Genomic DNA, 26,050 nt, shown 5'->3' on the forward strand with positions numbered 1-26,050 from the left:
GAGTTGCGCGCGCGTGGGTGCATTCGCCGTGCGTAGGGCCCCTGTTGAGGAGCCTGTGGTGTCACCCGTGGCTCATGGCCCGGACGGCGTACGCCAGTTCTCCGCGAGCGCGGGGCCGAGTTGGTCGAGGAACGTCTCCGTGAGCGCGCGGATCGCCTCCATGCTGGCGTCCGGTCCCTGCCCCCACAGCCGCCCGGTGGCCCGCATCACGCCGCTGAACGCGGCCACCGCGACCCGCGGCCTGGGGTCGGTGTTCACGTCGAGCCCTTCCCGCTCCGCGATGAGCCGGGCCAGCGCCTCCTCCATCACGGTGGAGCGGTGCATGTGCGCGGCGAGCAGCGCCGGGGTCGACTCGATCATCTGGAAGCTGCGCATGTGGAGATCGAGCGGGATGATCTCCTCGACCGCCTCCCCGATGCCGTCCCAGGACTCGAACACTGCGTTGCGGAGCGCCTCGAACGGCGCCTCCGCCGCGGGGCGTCCGCGCAGGGCCGCCACGTAGTGCGACTCCACGACCTCCTGGACGGCGAAGGCCACCTGCTCTTTGGAGGCGAAGTAGCGGAAGAAGGTGCGCTGGGACACCTCGACCGCGTCCGCGATCTCGTCGACGGTGGTCCGTTCGTACCCCTGGCTGGTGAACAGCTCGAGGGCGACGCGCACCAGGGCGTCACGGGTGCGCTGTTTCTTGCGGGCGCGCAGCCCGGTCGGCTCTGCCGTCGTCACTTCATCGTCCTCTTCTCGACGCTTCGCCCTGCTCAGGCTATCGGTGAGTCACGTGACAGTTACCGACTAGTGAACTCGTTTGTCAACTGTCAGCCGCTGACATTAATCTGCTCGCATGACTAGTCAGACCACCGTCGAAAAGGCGCCGCGGGATCCCCGGGACCCCGTTCCGGCACCGGGCAGGGGGCTTCGCGGCCACCCCTGGCTGACCCTGTTCTCCGTGGCCATCGGCGTGATGATGGTCGCGCTGGACGGCACGATCGTCGCGATCGCCAACCCCGCGATCCAGAAGGACCTCGGCGCCACCCTCGCCGACGTCCAGTGGATCACCAACGGCTATCTGCTCGCCCTGGCCGTCGCGCTGATCACGGCGGGCAAGCTCGGTGACCGCTTCGGCCACCGCCAGACCTTCCTGATCGGCATCGCCGGCTTCGCCGCCGCCTCCGCGGCCATCGGCCTGTCCGACTCGATCGCCTTCGTGATCGTCTTCCGGGTCCTCCAGGGCCTCTTCGGCGCCCTGCTGATGCCGGCCGCGCTCGGCCTGCTGCGCGCCACCTTCCCCGCCGAGAAGCTGAACATGGCGATCGGCATCTGGGGCATGGTCATCGGAGCCTCCACGGCCGGCGGCCCCATCCTCGGTGGTGTGCTCGTCGAGCACGTCAGCTGGCAGTCGGTGTTCTTCATCAACGTGCCCGTCGGCATCCTCGCCCTGGGCCTCGGCCTGGTGATCCTGAAGGACCAGCGCGCGCAGAACGCGCCGAAGTCGTTCGACATCCTCGGCATCGTGCTGCTGTCGGGCGCCATGTTCAGCACCGTCTGGCCGCTGATCAAGGCCGGCGAGTGGGGCTGGGGCTCCATGAGCACCGTCGGCTGGCTGGCCGCGGCCGTGGTCCTCTTCCTGCTGTTCGCCATCTGGGAGACCAAGGTCTCGGAGCCCCTGGTCCCGCTCGGGATGTTCCGCTCCGTGCCGCTCAGCGCGGGCACCGTGCTGATGGTCCTGATGGCGTTCGCCTTCATGGGCGGCCTGTTCTTCGTGACCTTCTTCCTCCAGGGCGTCCAGGGGCTGAGCCCGGTCGACAGCGGTCTGCGGCTGCTGCCGCTGACCGGCATGATGATCGTCTCCTCGCCGCTGGCGGGCGTGCTGATCACCAAGTTCGGTCCGCGTGTCCCGCTCGTCGGCGGCATGGTGTGCACCGCGACCGCCATGTTCGGCATGACCACGCTCACCGAGGACACCGGCACCTTCGCGATGTCCCTCTGGTTCGGCCTGCTCGGCCTCGGCCTCGCGCCGGTCATGGTCGGCGCCACCGAGGTCATCGTGGGCAACGCCCCGCTGGAGCTCTCCGGCGTCGCGGGCGGTCTCCAGCAGGCCGCGATGCAGGTCGGCGGCGCGCTCGGCACGGCCGTCCTCGGCGCGGTGATGACCTCCAAGGTCAACGCGGACTTCGCGGGCAACTGGCAGGACGCCGGCATCCCCGTCCCGCCGGACCCGCGACTGGAGCAGGCCGCCGAGTTCGGCACTGTGCCCGCGGAGCTGGCCCAGGCGCCCGGCATGACGCCCGAGATCGCTACCACGATCGGGGACGTCATCCACGACACGTTCATGTCGGGCATGGGCCTGGCGTTCACCGTCGCCGGCGTCGTGGCCGTCGTCGCCGCGCTGGTCGCGCTGCTCACCAAGCGCGGCGCGAACGCGGAGGCCGGTGCGGGCGCGGCCCACATCTGACCTCGGGGCGGCCTCGGCCCGTCAACACACAGCCACCGACAGCCCCGCCGGGCGCCCCCGGCGGGGCTGTCGCCTATCCGGATGATTCGTCCCGCCGCCTCTTCCCCGGCCGGGACGGCGCGGGTCACGGTTCGGTCGACCGATTCGTACGACCCACGGGGATCCACCATGCGCACCGTCACCACCACCGCGGCCCTGACCGCCGCCGCACTGCTGCTGCTCCAGCCGCTCCCGTCCGCGTCGGCCGCGGCGCCACCACGCCTCGGGGAATGCGCGGCCGGTGAGCTGTGCCTGTGGACGCAGACCGACTTCCGCGGCGGACGCCACGCCCACGAGCTCGCCGGGACCGACATCGAGAGCTGTGTGCCGCTGCCACCCGGCGCCCCGGCGCAGGCGCTCGCCAACCGCACCGGCCGGCCCGTCACCACGTACCAGTCGACGGAGTGCGCGGAGACCGGCGAGTTCGAGACGTACCCCGGCGGCGGGACCTGGGTGCCCAGGTCGCCCTACCGGGTCAGGGCGTTCAAGATCTGGGAGAACTAGGCTCCGGCACCTCGGGCGCGGCGGCGCCGGCCTCCGCGCCCGACAGCCGGGCCACCTCCGAGCGCAGCTCCCGCACCTCGACCGTGAGCGCCTCCAGCAGCTCGGTCTGCCGCCGCTCCGCCGCGTCGTCCCGCTCGAAGCGGGAGATGAACCAGGCAGCGATGTTGGCGGTCACCACACCGAGCAGCGCGATGCCGGAGATCATCAGTCCTACCGCGAGCAGCCGGCCCAGCCCCGTCGTCGGTGCGAGGTCGCCGTACCCGACGGTGGTCATCGTGGTGAACGACCACCACACCGCGTCAGCGAGCGTCTTGATGTTCCCGTCGGGGGCGTTCCGCTCCACCTGGAGCACCGCCAGCGAGCCGAACATCATCAGCCCGGCGACCGAACCGCCGACATAGGTGGTCAGCGTGATCTGCGGCGCCATCCGGGCCCGCCGGCCCACCAGCAGCAGCGTGGACACCAGCCGCAGCAGCCGCAGCGGCTGCACCAGCGGCAGCAGGACCGCGAGAAGATCCAGCGGGTGGCTGCGCACGAACAGCCACTTCGCGGGCGCCAGCGCCAGCCGTACGACGTAGTCGACGGCGAACGCGCCCCACACGAACCACTCGGCCGCCAGGCACGCCTTGTGGACCCAGTCCGGGGCGCCCGGGGTGACGATCTGCACCACATAGGCGACCGCGAAGACGAGGGAGAGCGAGAGCAGGGGCGTCTGCAGGCGCTGCTCCCAGCGGATCTGGGAGGTCTGCTGCTTCATGCGATGCATCGTAGGGAAACGCAGAGGGCGGCGGACCCGCCGGGTCCGCCGCCCTTTACCTGACCGTAGCCGTAGCCGTAGCCGTAGCCGAAGCCGTTACGCGTCGCCGCCGGCTGCTCCCGGGTCGGCCGCGGACACGTCCAGCAGCTGGTAGCGGTCCACCGCCTGCTTCAGCGCGCTGCGGTCGACCTTGCCCTCGCGGGCCAGCTCGGTCAGCACCCCCAGCACGATCGACTGCGCGTCGATGTGGAAGAAGCGCCGGGCCGCGCCACGCGTGTCCGCGAAGCCGAAGCCGTCCGCGCCCAGCGACTGGTAGGTGCCGGGCATCCAGCGGGAGATCTGGTCGGGCACCGCGCGCATCCAGTCGGACACCGCGACGAACGGGCCCTCGGAGCCGGACAGTTTCCGTGTCACGTACGGGACGCGCTGCTCCTCCTCGGGGTGCAGCAGATTGTGCCGCTCCACGTCGAGCGCCTCGCGGCGCAGTTCGTTCCACGACGTCGCCGACCAGACGTCGGCGGCCACGTTCCAGTCCTCCGCGAGGATCCGCTGCGCCTCGACGGCCCACGGCACGGCCACGCCGGAGGCCATGATCTGCGCCGGGATCGAGCCCTGCTCGGCCCGCTTGAAGCGGTGGATGCCCTTGAGGATGCCCTCCACGTCCACGTCCGCCGGCTCGGCCGGGTGCTGGATCGGCTCGTTGTAGACGGTGAGGTAGTAGAAGACGTCCTCGGCGTCCGGGCCGTACATCCGGCGCAGACCGTCCTGGACGATGTGCGCGATCTCGAAGCCGAACGCCGGGTCGTAGGCGACGCAGGCCGGGTTCGTGGAGGCGAGCAGTTGCGAGTGGCCGTCCGCGTGCTGCAGGCCCTCGCCGGTCAGCGTCGTCCGGCCGGCGGTGGCGCCGAGCACGAAGCCGCGCGCCAGCTGGTCGGCCATCTGCCAGAACTGGTCGCCGGTGCGCTGGAAGCCGAACATCGAGTAGAAGACGTACACCGGGATCAGCGGCTCGCCGTGCGTGGCGTACGCGGAACCGGCGGCGATCAGGGAGGCGGTGCAGCCGGCCTCGGAGATGCCGTCGTGCAGCATCTGGCCGGTCGGCGACTCCTTGTACGCGAGCAGCAGCTCCCGGTCCACGGCCTCGTACTGCTGGCCCAGCGGGTTGTAGATCTTCGCACTCGGGAAGAACGAGTCCATGCCGAAAGTGCGGTACTCGTCGGGCGCGATCAGGACGAACCGCTTGCCGATCTCCTTGTCCCGCATGAGGTCCTTCAGCAGCCGGACGAACGCCATGGTGGTGGCGATCGACTGCTGACCGGAGCCCTTCTTCACGGCCGCGTACGTCTTGTCCTCGGGCAGCGCCAGCGGCTTCGCCCGTACGACACGGGTCGGCACGTATCCGCCGCAGCTCTTGCGGTGGTCGTGCATGTACTGGATCTCTTCGGAGTCGCGCCCGGGGTGGTAGTACGGCGGCGGGCCGCTCTCGAGCTGCTGGTCGCTGATCGGCAGGTGGAGCCGGTCGCGGAAGCGCTTCAGGTCGTCGACCGTCAGCTTCTTCATCTGGTGCGTGGCGTTGCGGCCCTCGAAGTTCGGCCCCAGCGTCCAGCCCTTGATGGTCTGCGCGAGGATCACCGTCGGCTGGCCCTTGTGCGCCTTCGCCGCCGTGTACGCCGCGAAGACCTTGCGGTGGTCGTGACCGCCGCGGCCCAGGTGCAGGATCTGGTCGTCGGTCATGTTCTCGACCATCTTGCGCAGCCGCTGGTCGCCGCCGAAGAAGTGCTCGCGGATGTACGCGCCGGTCTCCGTGGCGTACGTCTGGAACTGGCCGTCCGGCGTCGTGTTCAGCTTGTTGACCAGCACGCCGTCGCGGTCCTGGGCGAGCAGCGGGTCCCAGGAGCGGTCCCAGACCAGCTTGATCACGTTCCAGCCGGCGCCGCGGAACTGCGACTCCAGCTCCTGGATGATCTTGCCGTTGCCGCGGACCGGGCCGTCGAGGCGCTGGAGGTTGCAGTTGACCACGAAGGTCAGATTGTCCAGGCCCTCACGGGCGGCGATCGACAGCTGGCCCAGCGACTCGGGCTCGTCCATCTCGCCGTCGCCGAGGAACGCCCAGACGTGCGAGTCGGAGGTTTCGGCGATCCCGCGCGCCTCCATGTAGCGGTTCATCCGCGCCTGGTAGATGGCGCCGAGCGGGCCGAGGCCCATCGAGACCGTCGGGAACTCCCAGAAGTCCGGCATGGACCGCGGGTGCGGATAGCTGGAGAGCCCGTACGGCTCCTTCGACTTCTCCTGGCGGAAGCCGTCGAGCTGCTGCTCGCTGAGCCGGTCCAGCAGGAAGGCGCGGGCGTAGATCCCGGGGGAGGCGTGCCCCTGGAAGAAGATCTGGTCGCCGCCCTTGCCGTCGTCCTTGCCGCGGAAGAAGTGGTTGAAGCCGACGTCGTAGAGGGAGGCCGAGGAGGCGAAGGTGGCGATGTGCCCGCCGACGCCGATGCCGGGGCGCTGCGCGCGCGAGACCATCACCGCCGCGTTCCACCGGGTCGCGTTGAGGATCTTGCGCTCGATCTCCTCGTTGCCGGGGAAGAACGGCTCGTCCTTGGTCGCGATGGTGTTGACGTAGTCCGTGCTGCGCATCTCGGGCACGGCCACGCGCTTCTCGCGTGCCCGCTCGATCAGGCGGAGCATCAGATAGCGGGCCCGCTCCCGGCCTCGCTCGTCGACGGCGGCGTCGAGGGAGTCCAGCCACTCCTGGGTCTCCTCAGGATCGAAGTCCGGGACCTGGCTGGGAAGGCCGCCAATGATGATCGGGTTGCGATCTGATCCGGAAGCCACGCTGTTCCTTCGCTGTTCGGGGGTCCTGGGACGGCAGAGCTGTCGCACCGCTCCCATCGTGTACCGCGGGGAGGCCCACGTCATCTCTACTCAGAGGTAACCGTTGATCTGAACGAGATCCGGCCCGTTCCCGGCGCACGGTTCCAGGCCGAATCGCAACCTTACGCCCGAGCCGTCCATGTGTTTCGTTCGGTCGTTCGGTTCCCATGGGGATGTGAAAGGGTAGGAATGCCGCGAAGGCGGCCGAAGGGTGTGGCCATCATTGTGGCGGGGACCCGCCGCGTGCCTGGAGATGCGTCGAGACAGCCGTAAACGTCACCGTTTCGGCGGTCTGGGCGGCCGGGTACTTGCGCGATCCGCCCCGCCCGTGTGGACTACGGCCAATGCCGCGCGTACGCGCGCGGCCGAAGCATTTGTCGAAAACGATCAGGAGGCAAGCCGTGAGCGCGACCGCGGACCACGCGGAGGAGCGGACCAACCCGGCGGCAAGGCTGGGGTTCGAGCCCGGACAAGTGGTCCAGGAGATCGGCTACGACGACGACGTCGAGCAGGAGCTCCGTGAGGGCATCGAGGCCGTTACCGGCCAGGAACTCGTCGACGAGGACTACGACGACGTCGCAGACGTCGTCGTGCTGTGGTTCCGCGACGAGGACGGGGACCTCACCGACGCACTGGTGGACGCCATCGGTCTGATCGACGAGGGCGGGGTCGTCTGGCTGATGACTCCCAAGACCGGCCGTGACGGCTATGTCGAGCCCAGCGACATCAATGAGGCCGCCCAGACAGCGGGTCTCTCCCAGACCAAGAGCATCACCGCCGGCAAGGACTGGAGTGGCAGCCGGCTGGTCACCCCCAAGGGGGCCAAGTCGGGGAAGCGCTGAGCCGCCGAGCCGCGAAGAGCAGGCATCAGGCCCCCACCGGCGCGAGCCGGTGGGGGCCTTCTGCGTAGGCTGGTCCCGCACAGCGACCGCTCACTCACACAGCTCATCCACCCGCACATACGGCTCACGGAGCCCACAGAAGGGAAACGCTTCTCATGGCGATCGAGGTCGGCGACAAGGCGCCGGAGTTCGAGCTCAGGGACAACCACGGCCGCACCGTGTCGCTCGCGGACTTCCGCGGCGAGAAGAACGTCGTACTCCTCTTCTATCCGTTCGCCTTCACCGGCGTGTGCACCGGCGAGCTGTGCGCCCTGCGGGACGAGCTGCCGAAGTTCGTCAACGACGACACCCAGCTGCTGGCCGTCTCCAACGACTCGATCCACACCCTGCGCGTCTACGGGGAGCAGGAGGGGCTCGAGTACCCGCTGCTGTCCGACTTCTGGCCGCACGGTGAGACCTCGCGCGCCTACGGCGTCTTCGACGAGGAGAAGGGCTGCGCGGTGCGCGGCACCTTCATCATCGACAAGGAGGGCGTCGTGCGCTGGACCGTCGTCAACTCGCTGCCCGACGCCCGCGACCTGAACGACTACGTCAAGGCGCTGGACTCGCTCTGATCCCCCGCGGGGGTTTCGGCCGGTGTCCCCCGGAAATGACACGGCGAGCGGGAACCGGTCACTAGGATCCGTTCGTTGATCCGAACAGTCACGCACTACGGGGGCCGACGCCCCTGAACACCAATGGAGGGACTCGTGGGAGTCAGCCTCAGCAAGGGCGGCAACGTCTCGCTGACCAAGGCCGCGCCGAACATGACCGCGGTGACCGTGGGCCTGGGCTGGGACGTCCGGACCACCACAGGTACCGACTTCGACCTCGATGCCAGCGCCCTGCTGACGAATACCGAGGGCAAGGTCACCAACGACGGAAACTTCGTCTTCTTCAACAACCTCAAGAGCCCCGACGGCTCCGTCGAGCACACCGGTGACAACCTCACCGGCGAGGGCGAGGGCGACGACGAGCAGATCAAGGTCAATCTCGCCGCGGTCCCGGCCGACGTCGACAAGATCGTCTTCCCGGTCTCGATCTACGAGGCCGAGAACCGCCAGCAGTCCTTCGGCCAGGTGCGCAACGCCTTCATCCGCGTCGTCAACCAGGCCGACAACACCGAGCTCGCGCGTTACGACCTGAGCGAGGACGCCTCGACCGAGACCGCCATGGTCTTCGGCGAGCTGTACCGCAACGGCGCGGAGTGGAAGTTCCGCGCCGTCGGCCAGGGTTACGCCTCCGGCCTGCGCGGCATCGCGCAGGACTTCGGCGTGAACGTCTGATTTCAGGCAGCAGTCTCCGCGTCCGGCGCCGCACTCTCCGTGCGGCGCCGGACGCGCCTGGGCCCCGGACCGGGCCCTCGGCAAAAGCCACCAGGGGAGGACTCACACCATGGGCGTCACGCTCGCCAAGGGAGGCAATGTCTCCCTCTCCAAGGCCGCACCCAATCTCACTCAGGTGCTCGTAGGGCTCGGCTGGGACGCGCGCTCCACCACCGGCGCGCCCTTCGACCTCGACGCCAGCGCGCTGCTCTGCCAGAACGGGCGGGTGCTCGGCGACGAGTGGTTCATCTTCTACAACCAGCTCCAGAGCCCCGACGGTTCCGTCGAGCACACCGGTGACAACCTCACCGGCGAGGGCGACGGCGACGACGAGTCCCTGCTGGTGGACCTCGGTAAGGTGCCGGCCCATGTGGACAAGATCGTCTTCCCGGTCTCCATCCACGAGGCGGACAACCGCGGCCAGACCTTCGGCCAGGTCAGCAACGCCTTCATCCGGGTGGTCAACCAGGCGGACGGCCAGGAACTCGCCCGTTACGACCTCAGTGAGGACGCCTCGACGGAGACCGCGATGATCTTCGGCGAGCTCTACCGCTACGGCGGCGAGTGGAAGTTCCGCGCCGTCGGGCAGGGGTACGCGTCGGGGCTGCGGGGGATCGCTCTAGACTTCGGAGTCAACGTTTCGTAAAAAGCCGCGTGCGGTCGGGGGAGACTCCCCCAGGCATCACCCGGGGGACAATTACACGATTGGGTAGCCAGTGGTTCTGAAAACCTTCGGCTGGTCGTTCGCCGTTACGGCGGCCGGCCTCGCATTCGCCGCCTGGCAGTGGGGCTGGGAGGCGTTCGGGATCGTACTGATCCTGTCGGTCCTCGAGATCTCGCTGTCGTTCGACAACGCGGTTGTCAACGCCGGAATCCTCAAGAAGATGAACGCCTTCTGGCAGAAGATCTTCCTGACGGTCGGCATCCTCATCGCGGTGTTCGGCATGCGGCTGGTCTTCCCCGTCGTCATCGTCGCCATCAGTGCCAAGGTAGGGCCGATCGAGGCCGTCGAGCTGGCCATGGACCAGCCGGAGCAGTACGAGGCCCTGGTCACCGACGCGCATCCCGCGATCGCCGCATTCGGTGGCATGTTCCTGTTGATGATCTTCCTCGACTTCATCTTCGAGGAGCGCGAGCACAAGTGGCTCGCCTGGCTGGAGCGGCCGCTGGCCAAGCTCGGCAAGATCGACATGCTGTCGGTCTGCACCGCACTGATCATCCTGCTCGTCACCGCGATCACCTTCGCCACCAACGCGCACACCAGCACCGGCCACGCCGACAAGTCGGCCACGGTCCTGCTCTCCGGCGTCGCCGGTCTGATCACCTATCTCGTCGTCGGCGGCCTCTCCGGCTACTTCGAGGACAAGCTCGAGGAAGAGGAGGAGCGCGAGCACGAGGAGGAGGAGCAGGCCAAGAAGGAGGGCAAGCCCGTCTCCGCGGTCGGCCTGGCCGGCAAGGCGGCGTTCTTCCTCTTCCTGTACCTGGAAGTGCTCGACGCCTCGTTCTCGTTCGACGGCGTCATCGGCGCGTTCGCCATCACCAACCACATCTTCTGGATGGCGCTCGGCCTCGGCATCGGCGCGATGTACGTCCGGTCCCTCACGGTCTACCTGGTCCGCCAGGGCACCCTGGACGACTACGTCTACCTGGAGCACGGCGCGCACTACGCGATCGGCGCGCTCGCGGTCATCCTCCTCATCACCATCCAGTACGAGATCAGCGAGATCATCACCGGTCTCGTCGGCGTCTTCCTGATCGCCGCGTCCTTCCTGGCCTCCGTCCGCCGCAACAAGGCGCTCGAGGCGGAGGAGAGTGCGGGGCGCGGCCCTGACGAGAAGGCCGGGGTCTCCTCCGGGGTGTGACGCCCCCACCATTGAGGAACGCTTCTCTGCGGGGCGGCCGGGTGCTCCCGGCCGCCCCGTGGCGTTGTGCACGGTGCACCGGAGACTAGGGCGGGGTGGGGCATGGCCATCTGGGACAACCTGTGGCGGGGCAGGGCGGCGCAGTTCGACTCGGGCAGTGCCGCGAGCAATTCCATCGAGCTGACCAGGCGGAACTCGACCGTCTCGCTCACCAAGCAGGGCGCGGCGACCGGCAACCTGCGCGTCAACCTCTCCTGGCGGATGCGCTCCTCCGACATCGAGGGCCGCTCACGCCAGAGCGGACGCCTGCTGGGCAACCCGATGAAGCTCTTCCAGCCTGACGTGGTCCAGGCCCACACCCAGGGCGTGGTCAACGTCGACCTCGACCTCGGCTGCCTGTACGAGCTGACCGACGGCAGCAAGGGCGTGGTGCAGCCCCTGGGCAGCTTCTTCGGCGACCTGAACGGCCCGCCGTACGTGAAGCTCAGCGGCGACGACCGGTTCGGGGCGCCGTCCGGCGAGACGATCTTCGTCAACCTCGACCACCGCGAGTCGATCAAGCGGCTGCTCTTCTTCGTCTACATCTACGACCAGACCCCGGCCTTCGACCGCACCCACGCGCACGTCACGCTCTACCCGAGCAACGGCCCCCGCGTCGAGATCGAACTCGACGAACGCGCACCGCAGGCCCGCTCCTGCGCGGTGTTCTCGCTCGACAACGTCAAGAACGAACTGATCGTGCGACGCGAGGTGAAGTTCGTCTACGGCTTCCAGGCGGAGCTGGACCGGTTGTACGGGTGGGGGCTGCAGTGGGGGCGGGGGTACAAGTCGCGAGCGTAGGGGGTGGCCGCTGCGCGGGCCTGTTCCCCTGCCCGCCCCTTCCCGAACCGGGGGCGCTGCCCCCGGACCCGGTGACAGCCTCTGCGCGGGTACCGGCCCTCCCGGGCCCGGTACGCGCTTCGCGCGGTGTGTTCGGGGCTCGACCCCGGGGCCCGTACCGCCCTGCGGACGGCGTGCCGCGCTTCGCCCGGGCCCGCGCTTCGCGCTGTGGCCTCAAGGTCCCCCTACGGCCTGGCGGCCGTGGGTGGGGGCACCTCCCACCCCGCCAGGCGTAGGGGGAGCACCCCCAGGCCGGGCTGGATTTCGCTCCGCGAAATCAGCCCTGCGGGCACTCAAGCCGCCGACCCGGCACGGAACCTGGCAACTCAAGCCCCGCCGGCGCTTGAGGCGCGAGGTTCGGGGCGGAGCCCCGGCGAGACCGGCCGACCCAGCCCCGCGCGCGCTCAAGGCGCCCGACCCGGCACGGAACCGGCCACCGCAGCCTCGCCGGCGATTGAGGCGCGGGGTTCGGGGCGGAGCCCCGACGGGACCGGCAAGTTCGGGCCCCGCCAGCGACTACGCCGCGGGGTTCGGGGCAGCGCCCCGATGAGGGGGCAGGCGTGGCTAGGGGCGCTGGAACTGCGGACCCATCGGCGGAAGCCGGAACGTGGGGTCGGGGGCGTACGCCGCCGCCGCGGCCGGCTGCGGGTAGCCGTAGGCCGGCGGCGCCGCCGGAGCGTACGCGGGCGCGGGCTGCGTCACGTCCGACGGCGGGTAGCCATACGCCGGCGGCTCCGGCTCCGGCTCCGGCTCGGACGGCGCCGCGCCGCCCGACTCCTCCACCGAGATGCCGAACGCCGTCGCCAGACCCACCAGCCCCGTCGGATAGCCCTGCGCCACCGCGCGGAACTTCCAGCCGTCGCCGCGCCGGTACAGCTCGCCGCAGATGATCGCCGTCTCCTCGCCGGTCTCCGGCTTCACATCGAAGACGGCCAGCGGTTCACCGCCGGCCGCCGCACCGGCGTCGTGCAGCAGTATCCGCAGGTCGTGCACGTGCTCGAAGGTGCCGCCGTCCGAGGACGCCGCGATCACCACCTGGTCGACCGACGCGTCCAGCGTCGCCAGGTCGGCCTCGACGGTGTCGGTCAGATGGTCGGCGACGCGCTTCTTCGGCAGCCGCCGCACCAGCCCCGAGGGATGACGCGGCTGGTTGTAGAAGACGAAGTCCTCGTCGGAGCGCACGCGGCCGTCGGTGCCGAGCAGCAGGGCGGACGCGTCGACATCCGGCACCCCCGCGCCCGGCGTCCAGCGCAGCACGGCTCGTACGGCCTGGGCATCAAGAGGGACGTTCGAGCCCTTCAGCATCGCGTGCGTCATGTCCGTCATCCTGCCTGTACGAGCGGTCGCGGGACAACGCGGGGCCCAGTTCCGGGCCGTGGCGTCTCTCGCCCGGCCACATGGGAGACAGGGGCGAGAAGCGGACGAGTTACCTCGATTTCATGCACTTGGGGAACTCTTGACACCTGTGCTTACGTACTATTACCGGCCACATGTTGTCACGGCCTATCCGGCGGTACGGGGGATTCTCTATGCGTCATTTCGGGCACATCACGCCCGCGGTCCGGGCGCGGCTGTTCCACCACGAGCCGTGCGACTTCGACGGGGACTCGTCTGCCCGGACGCTCGCCGCCGCCCTGGGCGCCACGCTGTACAGCCCGGCCACCCGCCCCCGGCTGGTGGACGACGTGCTCAAGCAGGCCGCCCGCGGGGTCGTCTCCATGGTGCTCTGCCTGGAGGATTCCATCGACGACGCCGAGGTGGCGGACGCCGAGGAGAACCTCGTCCGGCAGTTCGCCGAACTGGAGGCGCGCGGCGTGGAAGTGCCGCTGCTCTTCATCCGGGTCCGCACCCCCGAGCAGATTCCGGACCTCGTGAAGCGCCTGGGGCCGGCGGGACGCCTGTTGTCCGGATTCGTACTACCGAAGTTCACCGAGGACCGCGGCGTACCGTTCCTGGACGCGGCGGCCGCCGCGGAGGCCGCCGGCGGACGGCGGCTGTTCGCCATGCCCGTCCTCGAGTCGCCCGAGCTGCTTCACCTGGAGACCAGGACCGAGGCGCTCACCGGCATCGCCCGCACCGTCGACAAGTACCGTGACCGGGTCCTCGCGCTGCGCCTCGGCGTAACCGACTTCTGCTCCGCGTACGGGCTGCGCCGCTCGCCCGACATGACCGCCTACGACGTACGGATCGTGACGTCCGTCATCGCCGACGTGGTCAATGTGCTCGGCCGCTCCGACGGCACCGGGTTCACGATCACCGGACCGGTGTGGGAGTACTTCAGGTCCCAGGAGCGCATGTTCAAGCCGCAGCTGCGCCGCAGCCCGTTCCTCGAGGGCCGCGCCGAGGAGCTGCGCACCGCGCTGATCGAGCACGACCTGGACGGTCTGCTCCGCGAGATCGAGCTGGACCGGGCCAACGGCCTGATGGGCAAGACCTGCATCCACCCCTCCCATGTGCCGCCGGTGCACGCGCTGTCCGTGGTCAGCCACGAGGAGTTCAGCGACGCGCAGGACATCCTGCGGCCGGAGCGCGGCGGCGGCGGAGTGCTGCGCTCGTCGTACACGAACAAGATGAACGAGGTGAAGCCGCATCGCGCCTGGGCCGAGCGGACCCTGCTGCGGGCCGAGGTCTTCGGCGTCGCCAAGGAGGACGTCGGTTTCGTGGAGCTGCTCGCGGCCGGGCTCACCGACTGATGACGACAGGGGACGAAGAAGACGTGGTGTGGTCGGGAAGCTGGGTCGCGGAGCGGCTCGGAGTCGGACTCGTCGGCGAGGGACTCCAGGAGCTGCTGGGCCTGGCCCTGCGCCGCAACCCCAAGCGGGCGCACCTGCTGGTGTCGAACGTGCTGGGCAAGCACGTGCCGCAGCGGCCGAGCGTGGTCTGGCGCGCGGGCCACGACCTCGGCGTGCGCGTCCGTGAGCTGCTCGGCGCGGACGAATGCCGGCGCGCGGTCGTCCTCGGCTACGCGGAGACGGCGACCGGACTCGGCCACTCCGTGGCGGACGGCATCGGCCTCGCGCCCTATCTGCACTCCACGCGCCGCCCCGTCGACGGCATGCTCCCCGCGGGCGGCTTCGAGGAGTCCCACTCGCACGCCACCTCCCATCTGCTGCTGCCCGGCGATCCGGACCTGCTGGCGGGCACGGGCCCGCTGGTGCTCGTCGACGACGAGTTCTCCACGGGCAACACGGTCCTCAACACCATCCGCGACCTGCACGCGCGCTACCCGCGCGAGCGGTACGTGGTCGTCGCGCTCGTCGACATGCGCTCCGCGGCGGACCTCGGCCGGCTGGACGCCTTCGCGCAGGAGATCGGCGCCCGCGTCGACCTGGTGGCCATGGCCTCCGGCACGGTCAGCCTGCCGGACGACGTCCTGGAGAAGGGCCGGGCGCTCGTCGCCCACCACGAGCAGCCGGACACGGACACGCCACCGGCCGCCGATCCGCGCCATGTCCGGGTCGACCTCGACTGGCCCGCGGGCGTCCCCGACGGGGGACGCCACGGCTTCGAACCGGCCCACCGAGCCGCCCTGGAGGCCGCGCTGCCCGCGATGGCCGCCCGGATCGCCGAAGCTGTGGGGGAGGCCCGCCGGGTGCTCGTCCTCGGCTTCGAGGAGCTGATGTACGCGCCGCTGCGCCTCGCCCTCGCCCTGGAGCAGGCCGGTGACGTGCCGGAGGTCCACTGCTCCACCACCACCCGCTCGCCCGTCCTCGCCGTCGACGACCCCGGCTACGCGATACGCACCCGGCTGGTCTTCCCCGCCCACGACGACCCGGCCGACGGTCCAGGCGAGCGCTACGCGTACAACGTGGCGGGCGCCGGTTTCGACGCCGTCGTCGCCGTCGTCGACTCGGCCGCCGACACCCCGCAGCTGCACGCGCCCGACGGCCTGCTGGCCGGGCTCGCGACGCACACCGGGCGCGTCGTGCTCGCGGTCGTCCCCAGCTACGTGCCGGAAACCGGCCACGTACGGGAATCCGGCGTACCGCTCACCGGCCGTCTACCGGAGAACCACGCCCTCGAAGGACCTGAAAGGCCCTCCATGCTTGCCGACCCGCTCCGCGGACCCGCGTTCTCCTCCTACGCGCCCGAGGAGGTCGGCTGGCTGCTCCAGGACCTCTCCGACGTGGAGCTCGAAGCGCCCACCGAGGAGCGCGAGGAGGCCATCCAGAGCGGCGGCGCGCACTACGCGGAGTCGCTGCCCGTCGAGTACCAGCCGAACGAGCAGTACCAGCAGCTGTTCGAGGCCGCGCTCACGGTGTCGGCCGCCCGGATCGCTCGCGCCGTCGGAACGGTCACGGACACCGTCCTCGCCGAACGGACGCCGCGCCCCGTGCTCGTGTCGCTGGCCCGCGCCGGCACCCCCGTCGGGGTGCTGATGCGCCGCTGGGCCTGGCACCGGCACGGCCTGGACCTGCCGCACTACGCGGTGTCCATCGTCCGCGGCCGCGGCATCGACGCCAACGCCCTGCGCTGGCTCGCCGAGCACCACGACCCGGCCGACATCGTCTTCGTCGACGGCTGGACGGGCAAGGGCGCCATCACCCGCGAACTGGCGGACGCCCTGCGGGAGTTCCCCGGCTTCGACCCGGAGATCGCCGTGCTCGCCGACCCGGGCGGCTGTGTGCGCACGTACGGCACGCGTGAGGACTTCCTCATCCCCTCCGCCTGCCTCAACTCCACGGTCTCCGGCCTGATATCCCGCACGGTGCTCCGCGCCGACCTGGTCGGCCCCGACGACTTCCACGGCGCGAAGTTCTACCGCGAACTCGCCGGCACCGACGTCTCCGGTCACTTCCTCGACACCATCGCCGCCCGCTTCGACGAGGTCTCCTCCGCCGTCGACGCCGACGTCAAGGAACTGCTCTCCGCCGACCGCACCCCCACCTGGGAGGGCTGGCGCGCCGTGGAGCGCATCAGCGAGGAGTACGGCATCCACGACATCAACCTCGTCAAGCCCGGCGTCGGCGAGACGACCCGCGTCCTGCTCCGCCGCGTCCCCTGGAAGATCCTCGCGAGCCGCGGCGCCGGCGCCGACCTCGACCACGTACGGCTGCTGGCGGAGCAGCGCGGCGTACCGGTCGAGGAGGTCGACGAACTCCCGTACAGCTGCGTCGGGTTGATCCACCCCAAGTACACCCGGGGCGCCACCGGCGCCGACGGCAGGGCGGTGTCCCAGTGACGGTGCTCGTCGCCAGCGACCTCGATCGCACGCTCATCTACTCGTCCGCGGCGCTCGGCCTCGCCATGCCCGACGCCGTCGCCCCCCGGCTGCTCTGCGTCGAGGTGTACGAGCACAAGCCCCTGTCGTACATGACGGAGGCCGCCGCCGGGCTGCTCACCGGGCTCGCCGAGGACACCGTCTTCGTCCCGACGACGACCCGGACCCGGGAGCAGTACCGGCGCATCAGCCTGCCCGGCCCGCCGCCCCAGTACGCGATCTGCGCCAACGGCGGGCATCTGCTCGTCGACGGCGTCAGCGACCCGGACTGGCGCGAAGCCGTCGCGGCCCGGCTCACCGCCGAGTGCGCACCCCTCGGCGAGGTCCGGGACCATCTGCACCGGACCGCCGACCCGGCCTGGCTGCTCAAGGAGCGGGTCGCCGAGGACCTGTTCGCGTACCTCGTCGTCGAGCGGTCGCTGCTGCCGGAGGACTGGGTCAAGGAACTCGCCGTGTGGGCCGAGGCCCGCGGCTGGACCGTCTCCCTCCAGGGCCGCAAGATCTACGCGGTGCCGAAGCCGCTGACGAAGAGCGCCGCCGTGCGCGAGGTCGCCCGCCGCACCGGCGCCGGGCTGACCCTCGCGGCGGGCGACTCGCTCCTCGACGCCGACCTGCTCCTCGCCGCCGACCGCGCCTGGCGGCCCGGCCACGGTGAACTGGCGGAGGCGGGCTGGCAGGCCCCGCACGCCGTCGCGCTGCCGCAGACGGGTGTGGCGGCGGGCGAGGAGATCCTGCGGCTGCTGCGCGAGGAGGCGCGCCGCTTCCGCCACGAGCGGCAGGCCGTCAGCGAGATCGTGATCCCGCCAGTGGCGTGACCGGTCACGGGGTTCTCGACCGGACGGTGGGGCGGGCGCGGCACGCTCTTGTGACGCTCTCCGCCCCCCGGGCCCGCCCGGCCCGGCAACTGTCGGGTCAGCCGCAGCAGCCGCCTCCGCAGCAGCCCCCACCGCCCCCGCCGCCGCCGCTCGGCGCGGGCGCGGCGGAGTTCGAGCCGCCGACGGCGACCGCGGAGAGCAGCTTCACGGTGTCGTCATGGCCCTCGGGGCAGTCGGCGGGGGCCGAGGACTCGGCCATCGGGCGGTTCACTTCGAAGGTGTCGCCGCAGGTCCGGCAGCGGAATTCGTAACGAGGCATGCCGGTAAGGCTAGCGGCGTGCGCGCGGCTTCAGGGAGAACAGCCGGCGTCTGGTCCTCTGCGGAGTGCCCATCGGGGGTTCGGCGGCGCGGTCGGTTGCGGGCCGGGCCGCACGGGCCGGGGCTTCCGGGGCGCGCGGAGCCGCGCCTGCCGGGGCGTGCCGGGCGAGCGGCTGCCGTGCCGCGAGGTCCGCGCGGCGGCGGCTCGCCCGCTGCTCCCGTTCGGCCTCCTCGGGGTGGCGGGCCTTCCAGTACGGGTTGTCGTGCGGCAGGCCCGCGCTGACCCGCCCGTACATGCCGAAGAACATCAGCATCACGCCCACCACGAAGCTGAACATCACGTTCTGGATCCGGAAGGCCAGCGGGTTGAAGCTGCGGTCGAGCAGGGCCAGGTTCACGAAGCCGCTGAGGATGAACAGCACGCCCAGCACCATGTTCACCGTGGAGGCGAAGTTGCCGCCGATCACCATGCCGACGAAGAGCAGCAGCCCGACGGCGATGGAGAGCACGCTCAGCGCGCCGTTGGTGTTCAGCCCCGCGACGGTGTCGCCGCGGGTGTCGAAGAAGCCGATCCGGTCGATGAGGCCGAGGATTCCGAACGCGACCAGGACCAGCCCCATCAGCCCGGCACCGGCGCGGTAGAAGCGGCTGAGCCGGTGGTCGACGGGCAGGTGCTCGTCCAGTCTGATACGCCGCCGGGCCGGACTCGGAAGCCGTCCGTGGCCCCGGCCGTCCGCCTGGTCGGTTCTCCTCGAGTGCAGTACGTGTGCGGCCATCGCCGGCCTCCTTCGTACGTGCGCGTGAACCCGGAACCCCAGGATCCGCCCGGCGCCGCAGCCGTACAACCGGCGGCGGCGCCCGGTGCCGCGAGCCGGTCGGTGCTGTCGTGGCTCGGCCCGCTGACCGCTCGGCCCGCTCAGCCCGCTCGGCCCGCTCAGCCGCTGCCGGCGCCCCGGTCCTCGCGGATCTGCTCGACCACGCGGGCCACCGTCCGCCGCACGCCCTCGGTCTCGGTGAGGAAGTGCCAGTAGTCCGGGTGCCTGCCCTCGAGCCCGGTGACGGCGCGGTCCAGCCGGGCCACCGAGTCGTCCAGAGGGCGCGCGTGGCGAGGGTCCGGGGTGTTGCGGCCGGCCATCGCGAGGCGCTGGGCGTCGCGGATGGCGAAACGGGTGCGCTCGATCTCCTGCTGCGGGTCCTTGGCGACGGCGTTCAGGCGCCGGAGCCGGTCACCGGCGGCGGAGACCGCCTCGTCGGTCTGGTTCAGCAGCGCGCGGGCCGTGGACAGCAGGGCCGACGCGTCCGGCCAGCGCTGCTCCTCCCGCGCCTTGCCGGCCTCCGTCAACCGCGCCTCGGCCTGGCGGACGGCGAGCGCCGCCTGCTCGGGGACGGGCTGGAGGTCCTGCCAGCAGGCGACCGTGAACCGGCGGCGCAGCTCGCTGAGCACCGGCTCGACCTGCGCCGACCGGGTGGTGAGCGCCTGGGCGCGGGTACGCAACGACACCAGGCGCTTGTCGATCTCGGCGGCGCGCTCGGGCAGTCGCTGCGCCTCGGCCCGTACGGCCTCGGCGTCGCGCAGCACACGGTCGGCGCGCTGCAGGGTCTCGGGGACTCCATGCCGCCCGGCGCCTTCGTTGAGCCTGGTCAGCTCGGGGGCGAGGGCGGCGAGGCGGGCGGCGAGGTCGTCCGCTCTCAGACCGGAGCCGCGCACTGAATCGAGAGCAGTGCTCGCGGCGATGAGCGCCTGCCGCGCCCGTTCCACTGCCGGCGCCAGCATGGCCAGCTGCGTCTCCGCCTTGTCCAGCAGCGGCCCGAGCCCCTGCTCGAACCGGTCGAGATCCCCCTTGACCCGGACCAGCTCGTCCTTCGCCCGGGTCAGCTGCGTACGCGCCTGCGCCGCGACCGACGCCTCCAGGTCGTCCCGGTCCAGGTCGTGTGCGTCGACGGCCGAGATGTAGGCATGACTCACCTCGTCGATCCGCCGCCCCAGAGCTGCGAAGTCCTCCACGGCGCGCCGCGCCCCCGGCGAACTGTCCACCGCCGTGATCGTCTCGATCGAGATCCGCAGGTCCCGCTGCGCCGTGTCCAGCTCGTAGAACGCGGCCGCGGCGGCGTCCTTCGCGGCCTGCGCGTCCGCCCGCTGGCCCTCGCTCCGGCCGCCGAACCAGCGACGCGTCCCCCCGCCCCCGGAGAACGCCGCGGGCAGCAGCGCGGCCGCGGCGACGAGCACCGGCACGGGGACGAGCACCAGCGCCACGACGCCCCGCAGGTCGCGTCGAACACCCCGGGCGACCCGCCCGGGGCCCCGGGGCGTACTCGCGGGAACACCCCGGACGGCGAGCGCTCGTGCCTCATGGCGCGGCTGTGCGTCTCTCGCCGTCACATCCCTCTCCCGTGCTGTGTCCGCCCTGCCCGGTCCCGGTGCGGTTAATTCTCCCACCAGGTAAGGACGAACACACGGGCCCGTTAGTTCGCGCTGCGCACGACGACTTTGCCGTTGTCACTGACGGCCTTGACGACGTGACTGCTGCCGGGGTCGGTCGGCACGGCGACATCCACGTCCCCGTTGTCGCTCCTGGCGTCCACCGCGTACGGCGCGCCGGCGGCCGGCAGACGGATCTCGACACCCCCGTTGTCACTCACGGTCTCCACCAGATCGGGCACCCCGGCCAGCTCGAGCCGCACCGACCCGTTGTCCGACCGGGCGACGACACTCTTGCCCGTCACCCGCTCCGCGACGACGCTGCCGTTCTCGCTGTCCAGCTCGAGCGCCCCGCTGGAGTCGGTGACCGTCACGCTGCCGTTGTCCGACCGCAGCGTCAGCGCGGTGTCGAACCCGCTCGCCCGAACACTCCCGTTGTCGTCGTCCACGGTCACGGCCGTACCGCGCGGCACCTTCACGGTGTGCCGCGCCACGCAGTCACTGGCGACGGCGTCGCACTTCACCTTGAGCGTGAGCGTCCCGTCCTCCATCTTCCAGGTGGCGTCCGGCCCGTTCCCGAACAGCACCCACCCGTCGACCTGCCGCGTCACCTCCACCTCCTCGACATCGGCCGGCACCAGCTCGATGTCGGAGTTGTCGGACTCGATGGTCAGGGCCTTGCCGCTGAGCGGGAACGACTTCTTCTCCACGGGTGCCTCGCTCGCGTCCGCACTCCCGCACCCGGTGAGCCCCACCCCGAGCAACAGCACCCCGGACACGGCGAGCCCGCCTCGTACGGCACGGCGGTGATGGCGACGGAGTCGGCGTGTCATGGCGATCGTTCCCCCAAGTAGCTCTCTGTGATGTCCCTTCACACTACGAGCGCCCCCGCCCCCGATCGATCCGGCCGCCCACCGTCTCCCGGGTGGGGCTATCCCCCGTACCCGACGTGGTGCCGCGCCCGGCGGCCAGGTGCCGGGGACCGCGCCGGGTCGCGCAGGGGGCACCGGCGGAACGGTTTGGAGCTGCACGGTGTGCGCCATGTACGCTGTTGCCTCATCCACGGGTGCGTAGCTCAGGGGTAGAGCGCTGCTCTTACAAAGCAGATGTCGGCGGTTCGAAACCGTCCGCGCCCACCAGTGCAAAGGCCCCCGCAGCAACTCGCTGCGGGGGCCTTTGACGGTAGTGGTTGACGGCAGTCGGGCTTGATCGGCTCGGTGGGTCTGCCTACGCCCCGTGCTGGGCCTCCTCCGCATCCCCCGACTTAGCGCCGAGAGTCCAGAGGTACAGCACGCACTGAAGCAAGATCGCAGCCCCTGGCGATCCTGCGACGTGCACGAACCCATGCGCGATCTCATTGCGTAGGTTCCAGCCGCCGGCCGGGTTTCCGCAGATCGTGAGGATGTTGCGATACCAGGATTCATCAAGCCCTTTTATCCGTAGAACTCCAAGTAGTGAGCCCAAGCCAGGGTATTGTCCCGGCTTCTCATTTCGCTGAATCTTGTAAACTCCAGCATCAAGTGCGAGCACGAGGTTTCTCGCTAGTGTCTCGATTTTGGGGGCGATGGTGAAAGTCGCCGCTTCTGGATCCCCGGTCCAGTACCTAATGAAACATCGGGCGATGGAGGCGGCGAGATCTTGTTCGGTCAATGCACCGCGTGCGAGGAACGAAGTCAAATCCTCCTCGGTTGGCAATCCGTGGACCTCGGGAATCTTGTGGAGTGCCATGGCAAGCAGGGGAGCGGTGTGTTGGAGCATGAACGATTCCTGCCGCGCCATGCGCATTTCCTCGATGTCGGATTCGTTCCGAGGGGAAAAGCGTGGCAGGCCGTCTGACCCCAAGAGTTCGGTGGAGGTCAGGCTTGCGAAAAGGGAATTTCTCGCAAATTCTTCGGCTCTCTCCCGTGTGTTCTCTACACTACCGACTGCAGGACCGTATGCGAACGTGAAGTTAATCAACGCCTCCTTCCAATCGGCGCAGCCGGAAACCGGCCTCAGGAAGTCTTCGTACTGCTCCTGACTGACGACGCTGGATGCGGAGAACTTTGCTAGGCCAAGGTCCTCTCCCCTCATCTTCTGGAGTGCGCACGCTGTACGTTCGATCAGCTCTGGAATTGCGAAATCGTGAGCTCGTTGGAGAGCGGTCTTCAGGTGTCCTGCTTTGACCAGACCTGCTGCCTCGTCGGCAGCATTCAGCCAGACCTGTACGTGCTGGGACTGAATGGCCTGCCGCTCGTCGCTATTCTTGCAAATGTGTAGCTTCAAGTAGAAGAGCTGATCCCTGATGAACGGGGAGTTGTAAGTCTCTATGGCGGCGTTGACTGCGTCAGTGAGGCTCTCGGGTAGGCGTCTTTCGTACGCCAATGGCCGGAGTAGTCGAAGGGTGACTCCGGGCGCCTCCGCGTCCCCGGTCATTGTTCGGTGAGCCATTTCGAGCATTTTCTCGACTACTTCGGAGGCGAGTTCTTCGGCCCCGACCGCGTGAGCCAGTCGAAGGGCGATGTTGAGGCTCTCTTGCTTGTCCAGTCCCCTTTCCCAGTCGTCATAAAGATTCAGGTGACACCGTGCGGCTAGGAGGGCATGGTCGCGTACGCTACCCACTCTTCTCTCGAACAAGAGATGATGGAGGCGCGCCTTTCCGAAATTCGAAGTGACCTTCTGGTGCAGTTTGCACCAAACCTCGATGCCGATGTCCGGCACGTCTTCTACTGGAGGCGGAATGGAGTGGCCGCCTGAATCGTTGAAGTACGGCGTGAGTCGAACTCTCCATTTTCCGTCGTTCTCGACTATCTGCACCTGATAGGCGAACGCCCAGGCTGCAGCTCTTCGAGTTGCGATTTCGACCTGTTCGGGGAGCAGATTCCCTTCATGCTCGCTAATGGGAATCCTCTCGTTGAAAGACCGCGTTGCTTGAAAAGATGTGGCGCTGAGGGCAGCTTCATCGATCCAACCCGCAATGAGATCCACTAGCGCATCGTCGCTCTGCATGCGGCTCAGTGTGGAGGTCTTTCGCGTGTTGATCCACCGGTTTGCCGAGATCTTCAGGGCTGCAGTAGAGGTGGCGTCATGCAACGCCTGGCCCGCAGCAACTCTTGCGGGCCAGGCGTTTGGACGCAGCTTGCTCAGCGCCGCCGCCGCAGCAGTCGGTCCATGTGACCCATCGCCTCCCTGCGGTGGTCGTCGGAGACGTGGGTGTAGATATTCATCGTGACGGCGATCTGAGAGTGCCCGAGGATCTCCATCACGACGCGGGCCGGCACACCTGCGGCGAACAGGAGCGTGGCGCATCCGTGCCGCGCGTCGTGCAGTCGGATGCGAGGAAGCCCCGCTGCCTCCGTGATGCGCTGGAACGAGCGGCTGAGGTTCATCGGCTCAACCGTGCGGCCAGTTCGCGTCGTGAACACGTAGTCGCTGTCGTGCCATTCGTGCCCCGCAGTGAGACGCTGCGTGGCCTGCCGCAGCCGCTGCCAGCGCAGCGGCGGCACGCACATGAGTGGGAGGGGGACAACACGACTGCGGCGGTTCTTCGTCGAGTCAGCGTAGAGCTCCTTCTGCACCCGCTGGATCTGGTTCCGTACGGTGAGCGTGCGACGCTCCAGGTCGATGTCCGACCAGCGAAGCCCGAGGACCTCACCTCGGCGCAGGCCGAGCGCCACGGCCAGTACGAACGCTGCGTACAGCGGATCCTTCCTCGCGGCCTCCAGAAAAGTCATCGTCTGCTCCAGGTCCCACGGTCGCAGCTCGCGCGGCTGCACCCGGGGTGCCGGAACGAGCTTGACCACGTTCCGGCTGATCAGTTCCTCACGACAGGCGGCCGTGAGCGCACTGCGGAGGACACGGTGTGACTCCTTGGCGGTGGCCGACGACGCCTGTGCCGTCACGTTCGCGAGCATGCGGCGCACGTCTGCCGCTCCTAGGGTCTCCAGTCGCTTGGCCCCGATCTGCGGGATCAGGTAGCGGCGGACGTGCGTCTCGTACTTGGCGTACGTCGTCTTCTTGCGGTCGTCCTTGACGAACTCCTCCAGCCAGTAGGGCAGCCACTCGGAGAGCTTCGCGGAGCGCGTCGGGGTGGGGACACCCTGCCGGTCCCGCAGTACCAGCTCCTGTCGCTTGGCGTCGCACTCCTCCCAGGTGGCCCCATAGACCGTCTTGCGCTTGCGGGTTCCATCAGGCTGAGGGACGTACACCCGTGCCTCGTACCGCCCGTCCTTGCGCTGCCAGATGCTGCCGGCGCCGTTCGGGTTTCTCTTACGTGCCATCAGGCAGCTTCCTCCAACTGGTGCTCAATGAACGTGCGGAGTGCGTCAGCCGGAACACGTCGTGACCGGCCGATCTTGATACTCAGGAGCTGACGCGAGCGGATGAGGTCGTAGACCTTGAAGCGGCTCAGGTTCAAGGCATCCATGACTTCCGGGACCGTGAGCGCTCGGTGAGTGGTGGGCAGGGCAGAACTCACTGCTGCCTCCAGGGCGGTGGCGCGGGCGTCGGTTTCGTTCCGGAGAATCCGCAACATCCGCCACGCCGCAACATTGCTGGTCAGCGGCTTGGATTTGTGGCGGATGGCGGTTCTGTGGCGGATAGGTGCCGCCACACGCGCTGTGTGGCGGCACCTATGGCCGTGGGCTCTCAGCCCGTGACGGGGAAGAGCGGTGTGGCGGTTTCCTGCGTCGTGTGGCGGATGCTTGTGGCGCTTTCCGCTACAGATTCACCCCCTGTGACCTGCGGTGTGGCGGCTGTGGCGGATGTTGCGGACCTGGGAGGGGGCGGGGGGCAGTACCGGGTCCAGGCGTCGGTGAGGTCTTCCGCGTAGTAGCCCTTCGGGGTGCCGGAGGCGGTGCGGATGCCGCGCGGCTTGATGGGCTTGTTGGCGGGGGTGACGTACTGCCCGAGCAGCCGTGCCAGCATCCGTGAGTTGAGCGGCTTGTCGTCCACGTCGGCCCACGGTCCGTCGTCCAGTGCGAGCAGCATTTCGAGGACAACGGCGGTGGGCATGCGGTCGGCGCCGCAGAACACCTTGTCGCGCAGGTCAGTGAGCAGCCGGACCCCGAGCGAGGCTTCGTCGTTGTCCTGCGCGGCGGTCACCAGCTCCAGGCAGGCGGCGCGGGCCCGTGCCGGCCAATCGCCCCCGGCTGCGTCTGCGACGGCGAGCAGCGGCTCCCACACGTCCGCCGGCCGGTCGCAGACACCCTCCGGCATCTCGGGCCAGGCGTCGGCGACCTGCTCGCGAGCCTGGTCGGCCCAGTCCGCGAGGCGGTCACGCAGGGCGTTGCCCTCTTTCTCGTGGACGCGACGGCGGTAGGGCTCGACCTTCTCGTTCGGGGCGCGCTTGCGCATGCGGATGATGACGGAGCGGGTCAGGATCGTGTCCGGGAGCGAGCCGAGACCGGCCATGGCCACGGCGCAGAAGGACGAGAACCATGCCGCGTTCTGGCTGGAGCCGTCTCCCACGCAGCGCAGGGACTTGCCGCCGCGCCGGTATCCGGAGTTCAGGAAGCCGCGGACCTCTTCATTGCCTCCGGCCTTGGGGCCGAAGACAGTATCGATCTCGTCGAAGAGGAGGGTTGGAGTGCCCCCGTCGCCCTCCACAAGCCGGAAGAGGGCGTTCGCGGAGGCATTAACCTCCGCTTTTCAGTTGGGATGATGAGACGTCGCTGGTCGTCAGCTTTCGGGTAGGGGACGCGGTTTCGGTGCTTGGGCATGGTGAGGGCCCGGC

At 69.4% G+C, this 26,050-nt stretch carries 22 protein-coding genes, 1 tRNA gene and 1 pseudogene; 12 read left to right on the top strand and 12 right to left on the bottom strand.

All coding sequences use genetic code 11. The annotated features are described in order from the left end of the window. Positions 1 to 72: 72 nt before the first annotated feature. The gene (locus ACFYOP_RS02795) at positions 73 to 723 is read right to left on the bottom strand and encodes a TetR family transcriptional regulator (protein WP_356890169.1); all 651 of its coding nucleotides are present in this window, start codon (positions 721 to 723) and stop codon (positions 73 to 75) included. 115 nt (positions 724 to 838) lie between these two features. Here ACFYOP_RS02795 and ACFYOP_RS02800 point away from each other — a divergent pair, with 115 nt between their 5' ends. Next, entirely contained in the window at positions 839 to 2,449 is a 1,611-nt protein-coding gene (locus tag ACFYOP_RS02800) for an MFS transporter (protein WP_356890171.1), read from the top strand. 168 nt (positions 2,450 to 2,617) lie between these two features. Beyond that, positions 2,618 to 2,992: a peptidase inhibitor family I36 protein gene (locus ACFYOP_RS02805; protein ID WP_356890173.1), complete on the top strand. Its 375-nt coding sequence runs from the start codon at positions 2,618 to 2,620 to the stop codon at positions 2,990 to 2,992. On the opposite strand, the gene ACFYOP_RS02810 is transcribed toward ACFYOP_RS02805, so the two are convergent. Together ACFYOP_RS02810 and aceE are read right to left on the bottom strand one after the other, a co-directional pair. Next, positions 2,973 to 3,749 carry a potassium channel family protein gene (locus tag ACFYOP_RS02810; protein ID WP_388450679.1) on the bottom strand — a complete coding sequence of 259 codons (777 nt, stop codon included), beginning with the start codon at positions 3,747 to 3,749 and terminating at the stop codon, positions 2,973 to 2,975. The genes ACFYOP_RS02805 and ACFYOP_RS02810 overlap by 20 nt on opposite strands. 96 nt (positions 3,750 to 3,845) lie before the next feature. Next, entirely contained in the window at positions 3,846 to 6,578 is a 2,733-nt protein-coding gene (aceE, locus tag ACFYOP_RS02815; RefSeq protein WP_356890177.1) for a pyruvate dehydrogenase (acetyl-transferring), homodimeric type, read from the bottom strand. A gap of 440 nt (positions 6,579 to 7,018) precedes the next feature. Between aceE and ACFYOP_RS02820 the strand changes: the two genes are divergently transcribed. From ACFYOP_RS02820 to ACFYOP_RS02845, 6 genes are all read left to right on the top strand, one after another. Next, a complete protein-coding gene (locus tag ACFYOP_RS02820) occupies positions 7,019 to 7,459 on the top strand; it encodes a DUF3052 domain-containing protein (protein ID WP_264243144.1) in 441 nt (146 codons plus the stop codon). 155 nt (positions 7,460 to 7,614) lie between these two features. Next, positions 7,615 to 8,073, top strand: coding sequence for a peroxiredoxin (locus tag ACFYOP_RS02825; RefSeq protein ID WP_356890180.1), 459 nt, complete (start codon positions 7,615 to 7,617; stop codon positions 8,071 to 8,073). 135 nt (positions 8,074 to 8,208) lie between these two features. Further along, positions 8,209 to 8,784 carry a TerD family protein gene (locus ACFYOP_RS02830; RefSeq protein ID WP_356890182.1) on the top strand — a complete coding sequence of 192 codons (576 nt, stop codon included), beginning with the start codon at positions 8,209 to 8,211 and terminating at the stop codon, positions 8,782 to 8,784. Positions 8,785 to 8,893: 109 nt separating this feature from the next. Continuing rightward, on the top strand, positions 8,894 to 9,469 hold the full coding sequence (locus ACFYOP_RS02835) for a TerD family protein (protein ID WP_356890184.1): 576 nt from the start codon (positions 8,894 to 8,896) through the stop codon (positions 9,467 to 9,469). 70 nt (positions 9,470 to 9,539) lie between these two features. Next, positions 9,540 to 10,685, top strand: coding sequence for a DUF475 domain-containing protein (locus ACFYOP_RS02840; protein WP_356890186.1), 1,146 nt, complete (start codon positions 9,540 to 9,542; stop codon positions 10,683 to 10,685). A gap of 102 nt (positions 10,686 to 10,787) precedes the next feature. Then, positions 10,788 to 11,525: a Tellurium resistance gene (locus ACFYOP_RS02845; RefSeq protein ID WP_356890188.1), complete on the top strand. Its 738-nt coding sequence runs from the start codon at positions 10,788 to 10,790 to the stop codon at positions 11,523 to 11,525. Between the two features lie 603 nt (positions 11,526 to 12,128). On the opposite strand, the gene ACFYOP_RS02850 is transcribed toward ACFYOP_RS02845, so the two are convergent. Continuing rightward, positions 12,129 to 12,881 carry a TerD family protein gene (locus tag ACFYOP_RS02850; protein WP_356890190.1) on the bottom strand — a complete coding sequence of 251 codons (753 nt, stop codon included), beginning with the start codon at positions 12,879 to 12,881 and terminating at the stop codon, positions 12,129 to 12,131. Positions 12,882 to 13,093: 212 nt separating this feature from the next. On the opposite strand from ACFYOP_RS02850, the gene ACFYOP_RS02855 reads away from it, so the two are divergent. From ACFYOP_RS02855 to ACFYOP_RS02865, 3 genes are read left to right on the top strand one after another with little or no spacing between them, the layout of a single operon-like run. After that, positions 13,094 to 14,257, top strand: coding sequence for an HpcH/HpaI aldolase/citrate lyase family protein (locus ACFYOP_RS02855; protein WP_356890192.1), 1,164 nt, complete (start codon positions 13,094 to 13,096; stop codon positions 14,255 to 14,257). Further along, entirely contained in the window at positions 14,257 to 16,746 is a 2,490-nt protein-coding gene (locus tag ACFYOP_RS02860) for a phosphoribosyltransferase (RefSeq protein ID WP_356890194.1), read from the top strand. Before ACFYOP_RS02855 ends, ACFYOP_RS02860 begins: the two co-directional genes overlap by 1 nt. Further along, positions 16,743 to 17,600: an HAD family hydrolase gene (locus tag ACFYOP_RS02865; RefSeq protein ID WP_356890196.1), complete on the top strand. Its 858-nt coding sequence runs from the start codon at positions 16,743 to 16,745 to the stop codon at positions 17,598 to 17,600. Before ACFYOP_RS02860 ends, ACFYOP_RS02865 begins: the two co-directional genes overlap by 4 nt. Positions 17,601 to 17,697: 97 nt before the next feature. Here the strand turns inward: ACFYOP_RS02865 and ACFYOP_RS02870 are convergent, their stop codons facing one another. The 4 genes from ACFYOP_RS02870 to ACFYOP_RS02885 all read right to left on the bottom strand — a co-directional run bounded on the left by ACFYOP_RS02870 (position 17,698) and on the right by ACFYOP_RS02885 (position 21,170). Next, positions 17,698 to 17,919 carry a zinc ribbon domain-containing protein gene (locus ACFYOP_RS02870; protein WP_356890198.1) on the bottom strand — a complete coding sequence of 74 codons (222 nt, stop codon included), beginning with the start codon at positions 17,917 to 17,919 and terminating at the stop codon, positions 17,698 to 17,700. A 10-nt stretch (positions 17,920 to 17,929) separates the two neighbouring features. Beyond that, a complete protein-coding gene (locus ACFYOP_RS02875; protein ID WP_388450686.1) occupies positions 17,930 to 18,694 on the bottom strand; it encodes a DUF4383 domain-containing protein in 765 nt (254 codons plus the stop codon). A gap of 158 nt (positions 18,695 to 18,852) precedes the next feature. Further along, the gene (locus tag ACFYOP_RS02880) at positions 18,853 to 20,184 is read right to left on the bottom strand and encodes a hypothetical protein (protein ID WP_356890277.1); all 1,332 of its coding nucleotides are present in this window, start codon (positions 20,182 to 20,184) and stop codon (positions 18,853 to 18,855) included. 197 nt (positions 20,185 to 20,381) lie between these two features. Further along, on the bottom strand, positions 20,382 to 21,170 hold the full coding sequence (locus tag ACFYOP_RS02885) for a DUF4097 family beta strand repeat-containing protein (RefSeq protein WP_356890200.1): 789 nt from the start codon (positions 21,168 to 21,170) through the stop codon (positions 20,382 to 20,384). 231 nt (positions 21,171 to 21,401) lie between these two features. On the opposite strand from ACFYOP_RS02885, the gene ACFYOP_RS02890 reads away from it, so the two are divergent. Further along, positions 21,402 to 21,476 (top strand) — tRNA-Val (locus ACFYOP_RS02890). Positions 21,477 to 21,564: 88 nt separating this feature from the next. Here ACFYOP_RS02890 and ACFYOP_RS02895 read toward each other — a convergent pair. The 4 genes and pseudogenes from ACFYOP_RS02895 to ACFYOP_RS02910 form a co-directional block, all read right to left on the bottom strand. Beyond that, on the bottom strand, positions 21,565 to 23,325 hold the full coding sequence (locus ACFYOP_RS02895; protein ID WP_356890202.1) for a DUF4209 domain-containing protein: 1,761 nt from the start codon (positions 23,323 to 23,325) through the stop codon (positions 21,565 to 21,567). A gap of 134 nt (positions 23,326 to 23,459) precedes the next feature. Continuing rightward, a complete protein-coding gene (locus tag ACFYOP_RS02900) occupies positions 23,460 to 24,596 on the bottom strand; it encodes a site-specific integrase (protein WP_356890204.1) in 1,137 nt (378 codons plus the stop codon). After that, the gene (locus tag ACFYOP_RS02905) at positions 24,596 to 24,793 is read right to left on the bottom strand and encodes a helix-turn-helix domain-containing protein (protein ID WP_356890279.1); all 198 of its coding nucleotides are present in this window, start codon (positions 24,791 to 24,793) and stop codon (positions 24,596 to 24,598) included. The genes ACFYOP_RS02900 and ACFYOP_RS02905 overlap by 1 nt, the downstream gene beginning before the upstream one ends. Before the next feature lie 170 nt (positions 24,794 to 24,963). Beyond that, a pseudogene (locus tag ACFYOP_RS02910) lies at positions 24,964 to 25,956 on the bottom strand (DUF3631 domain-containing protein); the annotation flags it as partial. Positions 25,957 to 26,050: the final 94 nt, after the last annotated feature.

This window comes from Streptomyces sp. NPDC006294 (genome assembly GCF_042870895.1).
Lineage (GTDB): Bacteria > Actinomycetota > Actinomycetes > Streptomycetales > Streptomycetaceae > Streptomyces.

Bases quoted from the DNA above. Each gene is read 5' to 3' on its own strand.
- ACFYOP_RS02800 (WP_356890171.1), top strand. From the start codon at position 839: ATGACTAGTCAGACCACCGTCGAAAAGGCGCCGCGGGATCCCCGGGAC.
- ACFYOP_RS02805 (WP_356890173.1), top strand. From the start codon at position 2,618: ATGCGCACCGTCACCACCACCGCGGCCCTGACCGCCGCCGCACTGCTG.
- ACFYOP_RS02810 (WP_388450679.1), bottom strand. From the start codon at position 3,749: ATGAAGCAGCAGACCTCCCAGATCCGCTGGGAGCAGCGCCTGCAGACG.
- ACFYOP_RS02825 (WP_356890180.1), top strand. From the start codon at position 7,615: ATGGCGATCGAGGTCGGCGACAAGGCGCCGGAGTTCGAGCTCAGGGAC.
- ACFYOP_RS02835 (WP_356890184.1), top strand. From the start codon at position 8,894: ATGGGCGTCACGCTCGCCAAGGGAGGCAATGTCTCCCTCTCCAAGGCC.
- ACFYOP_RS02845 (WP_356890188.1), top strand. From the start codon at position 10,788: ATGGCCATCTGGGACAACCTGTGGCGGGGCAGGGCGGCGCAGTTCGAC.
- ACFYOP_RS02850 (WP_356890190.1), bottom strand. From the start codon at position 12,881: ATGACGCACGCGATGCTGAAGGGCTCGAACGTCCCTCTTGATGCCCAG.
- ACFYOP_RS02855 (WP_356890192.1), top strand. From the start codon at position 13,094: ATGCGTCATTTCGGGCACATCACGCCCGCGGTCCGGGCGCGGCTGTTC.
- ACFYOP_RS02860 (WP_356890194.1), top strand. From the start codon at position 14,257: ATGACGACAGGGGACGAAGAAGACGTGGTGTGGTCGGGAAGCTGGGTC.
- ACFYOP_RS02870 (WP_356890198.1), bottom strand. From the start codon at position 17,919: ATGCCTCGTTACGAATTCCGCTGCCGGACCTGCGGCGACACCTTCGAA.
- ACFYOP_RS02875 (WP_388450686.1), bottom strand. From the start codon at position 18,694: ATGGCCGCACACGTACTGCACTCGAGGAGAACCGACCAGGCGGACGGC.
- ACFYOP_RS02885 (WP_356890200.1), bottom strand. From the start codon at position 21,170: ATGACACGCCGACTCCGTCGCCATCACCGCCGTGCCGTACGAGGCGGG.
- ACFYOP_RS02895 (WP_356890202.1), bottom strand. From the start codon at position 23,325: ATGCAGAGCGACGATGCGCTAGTGGATCTCATTGCGGGTTGGATCGAT.
- ACFYOP_RS02900 (WP_356890204.1), bottom strand. From the start codon at position 24,596: ATGGCACGTAAGAGAAACCCGAACGGCGCCGGCAGCATCTGGCAGCGC.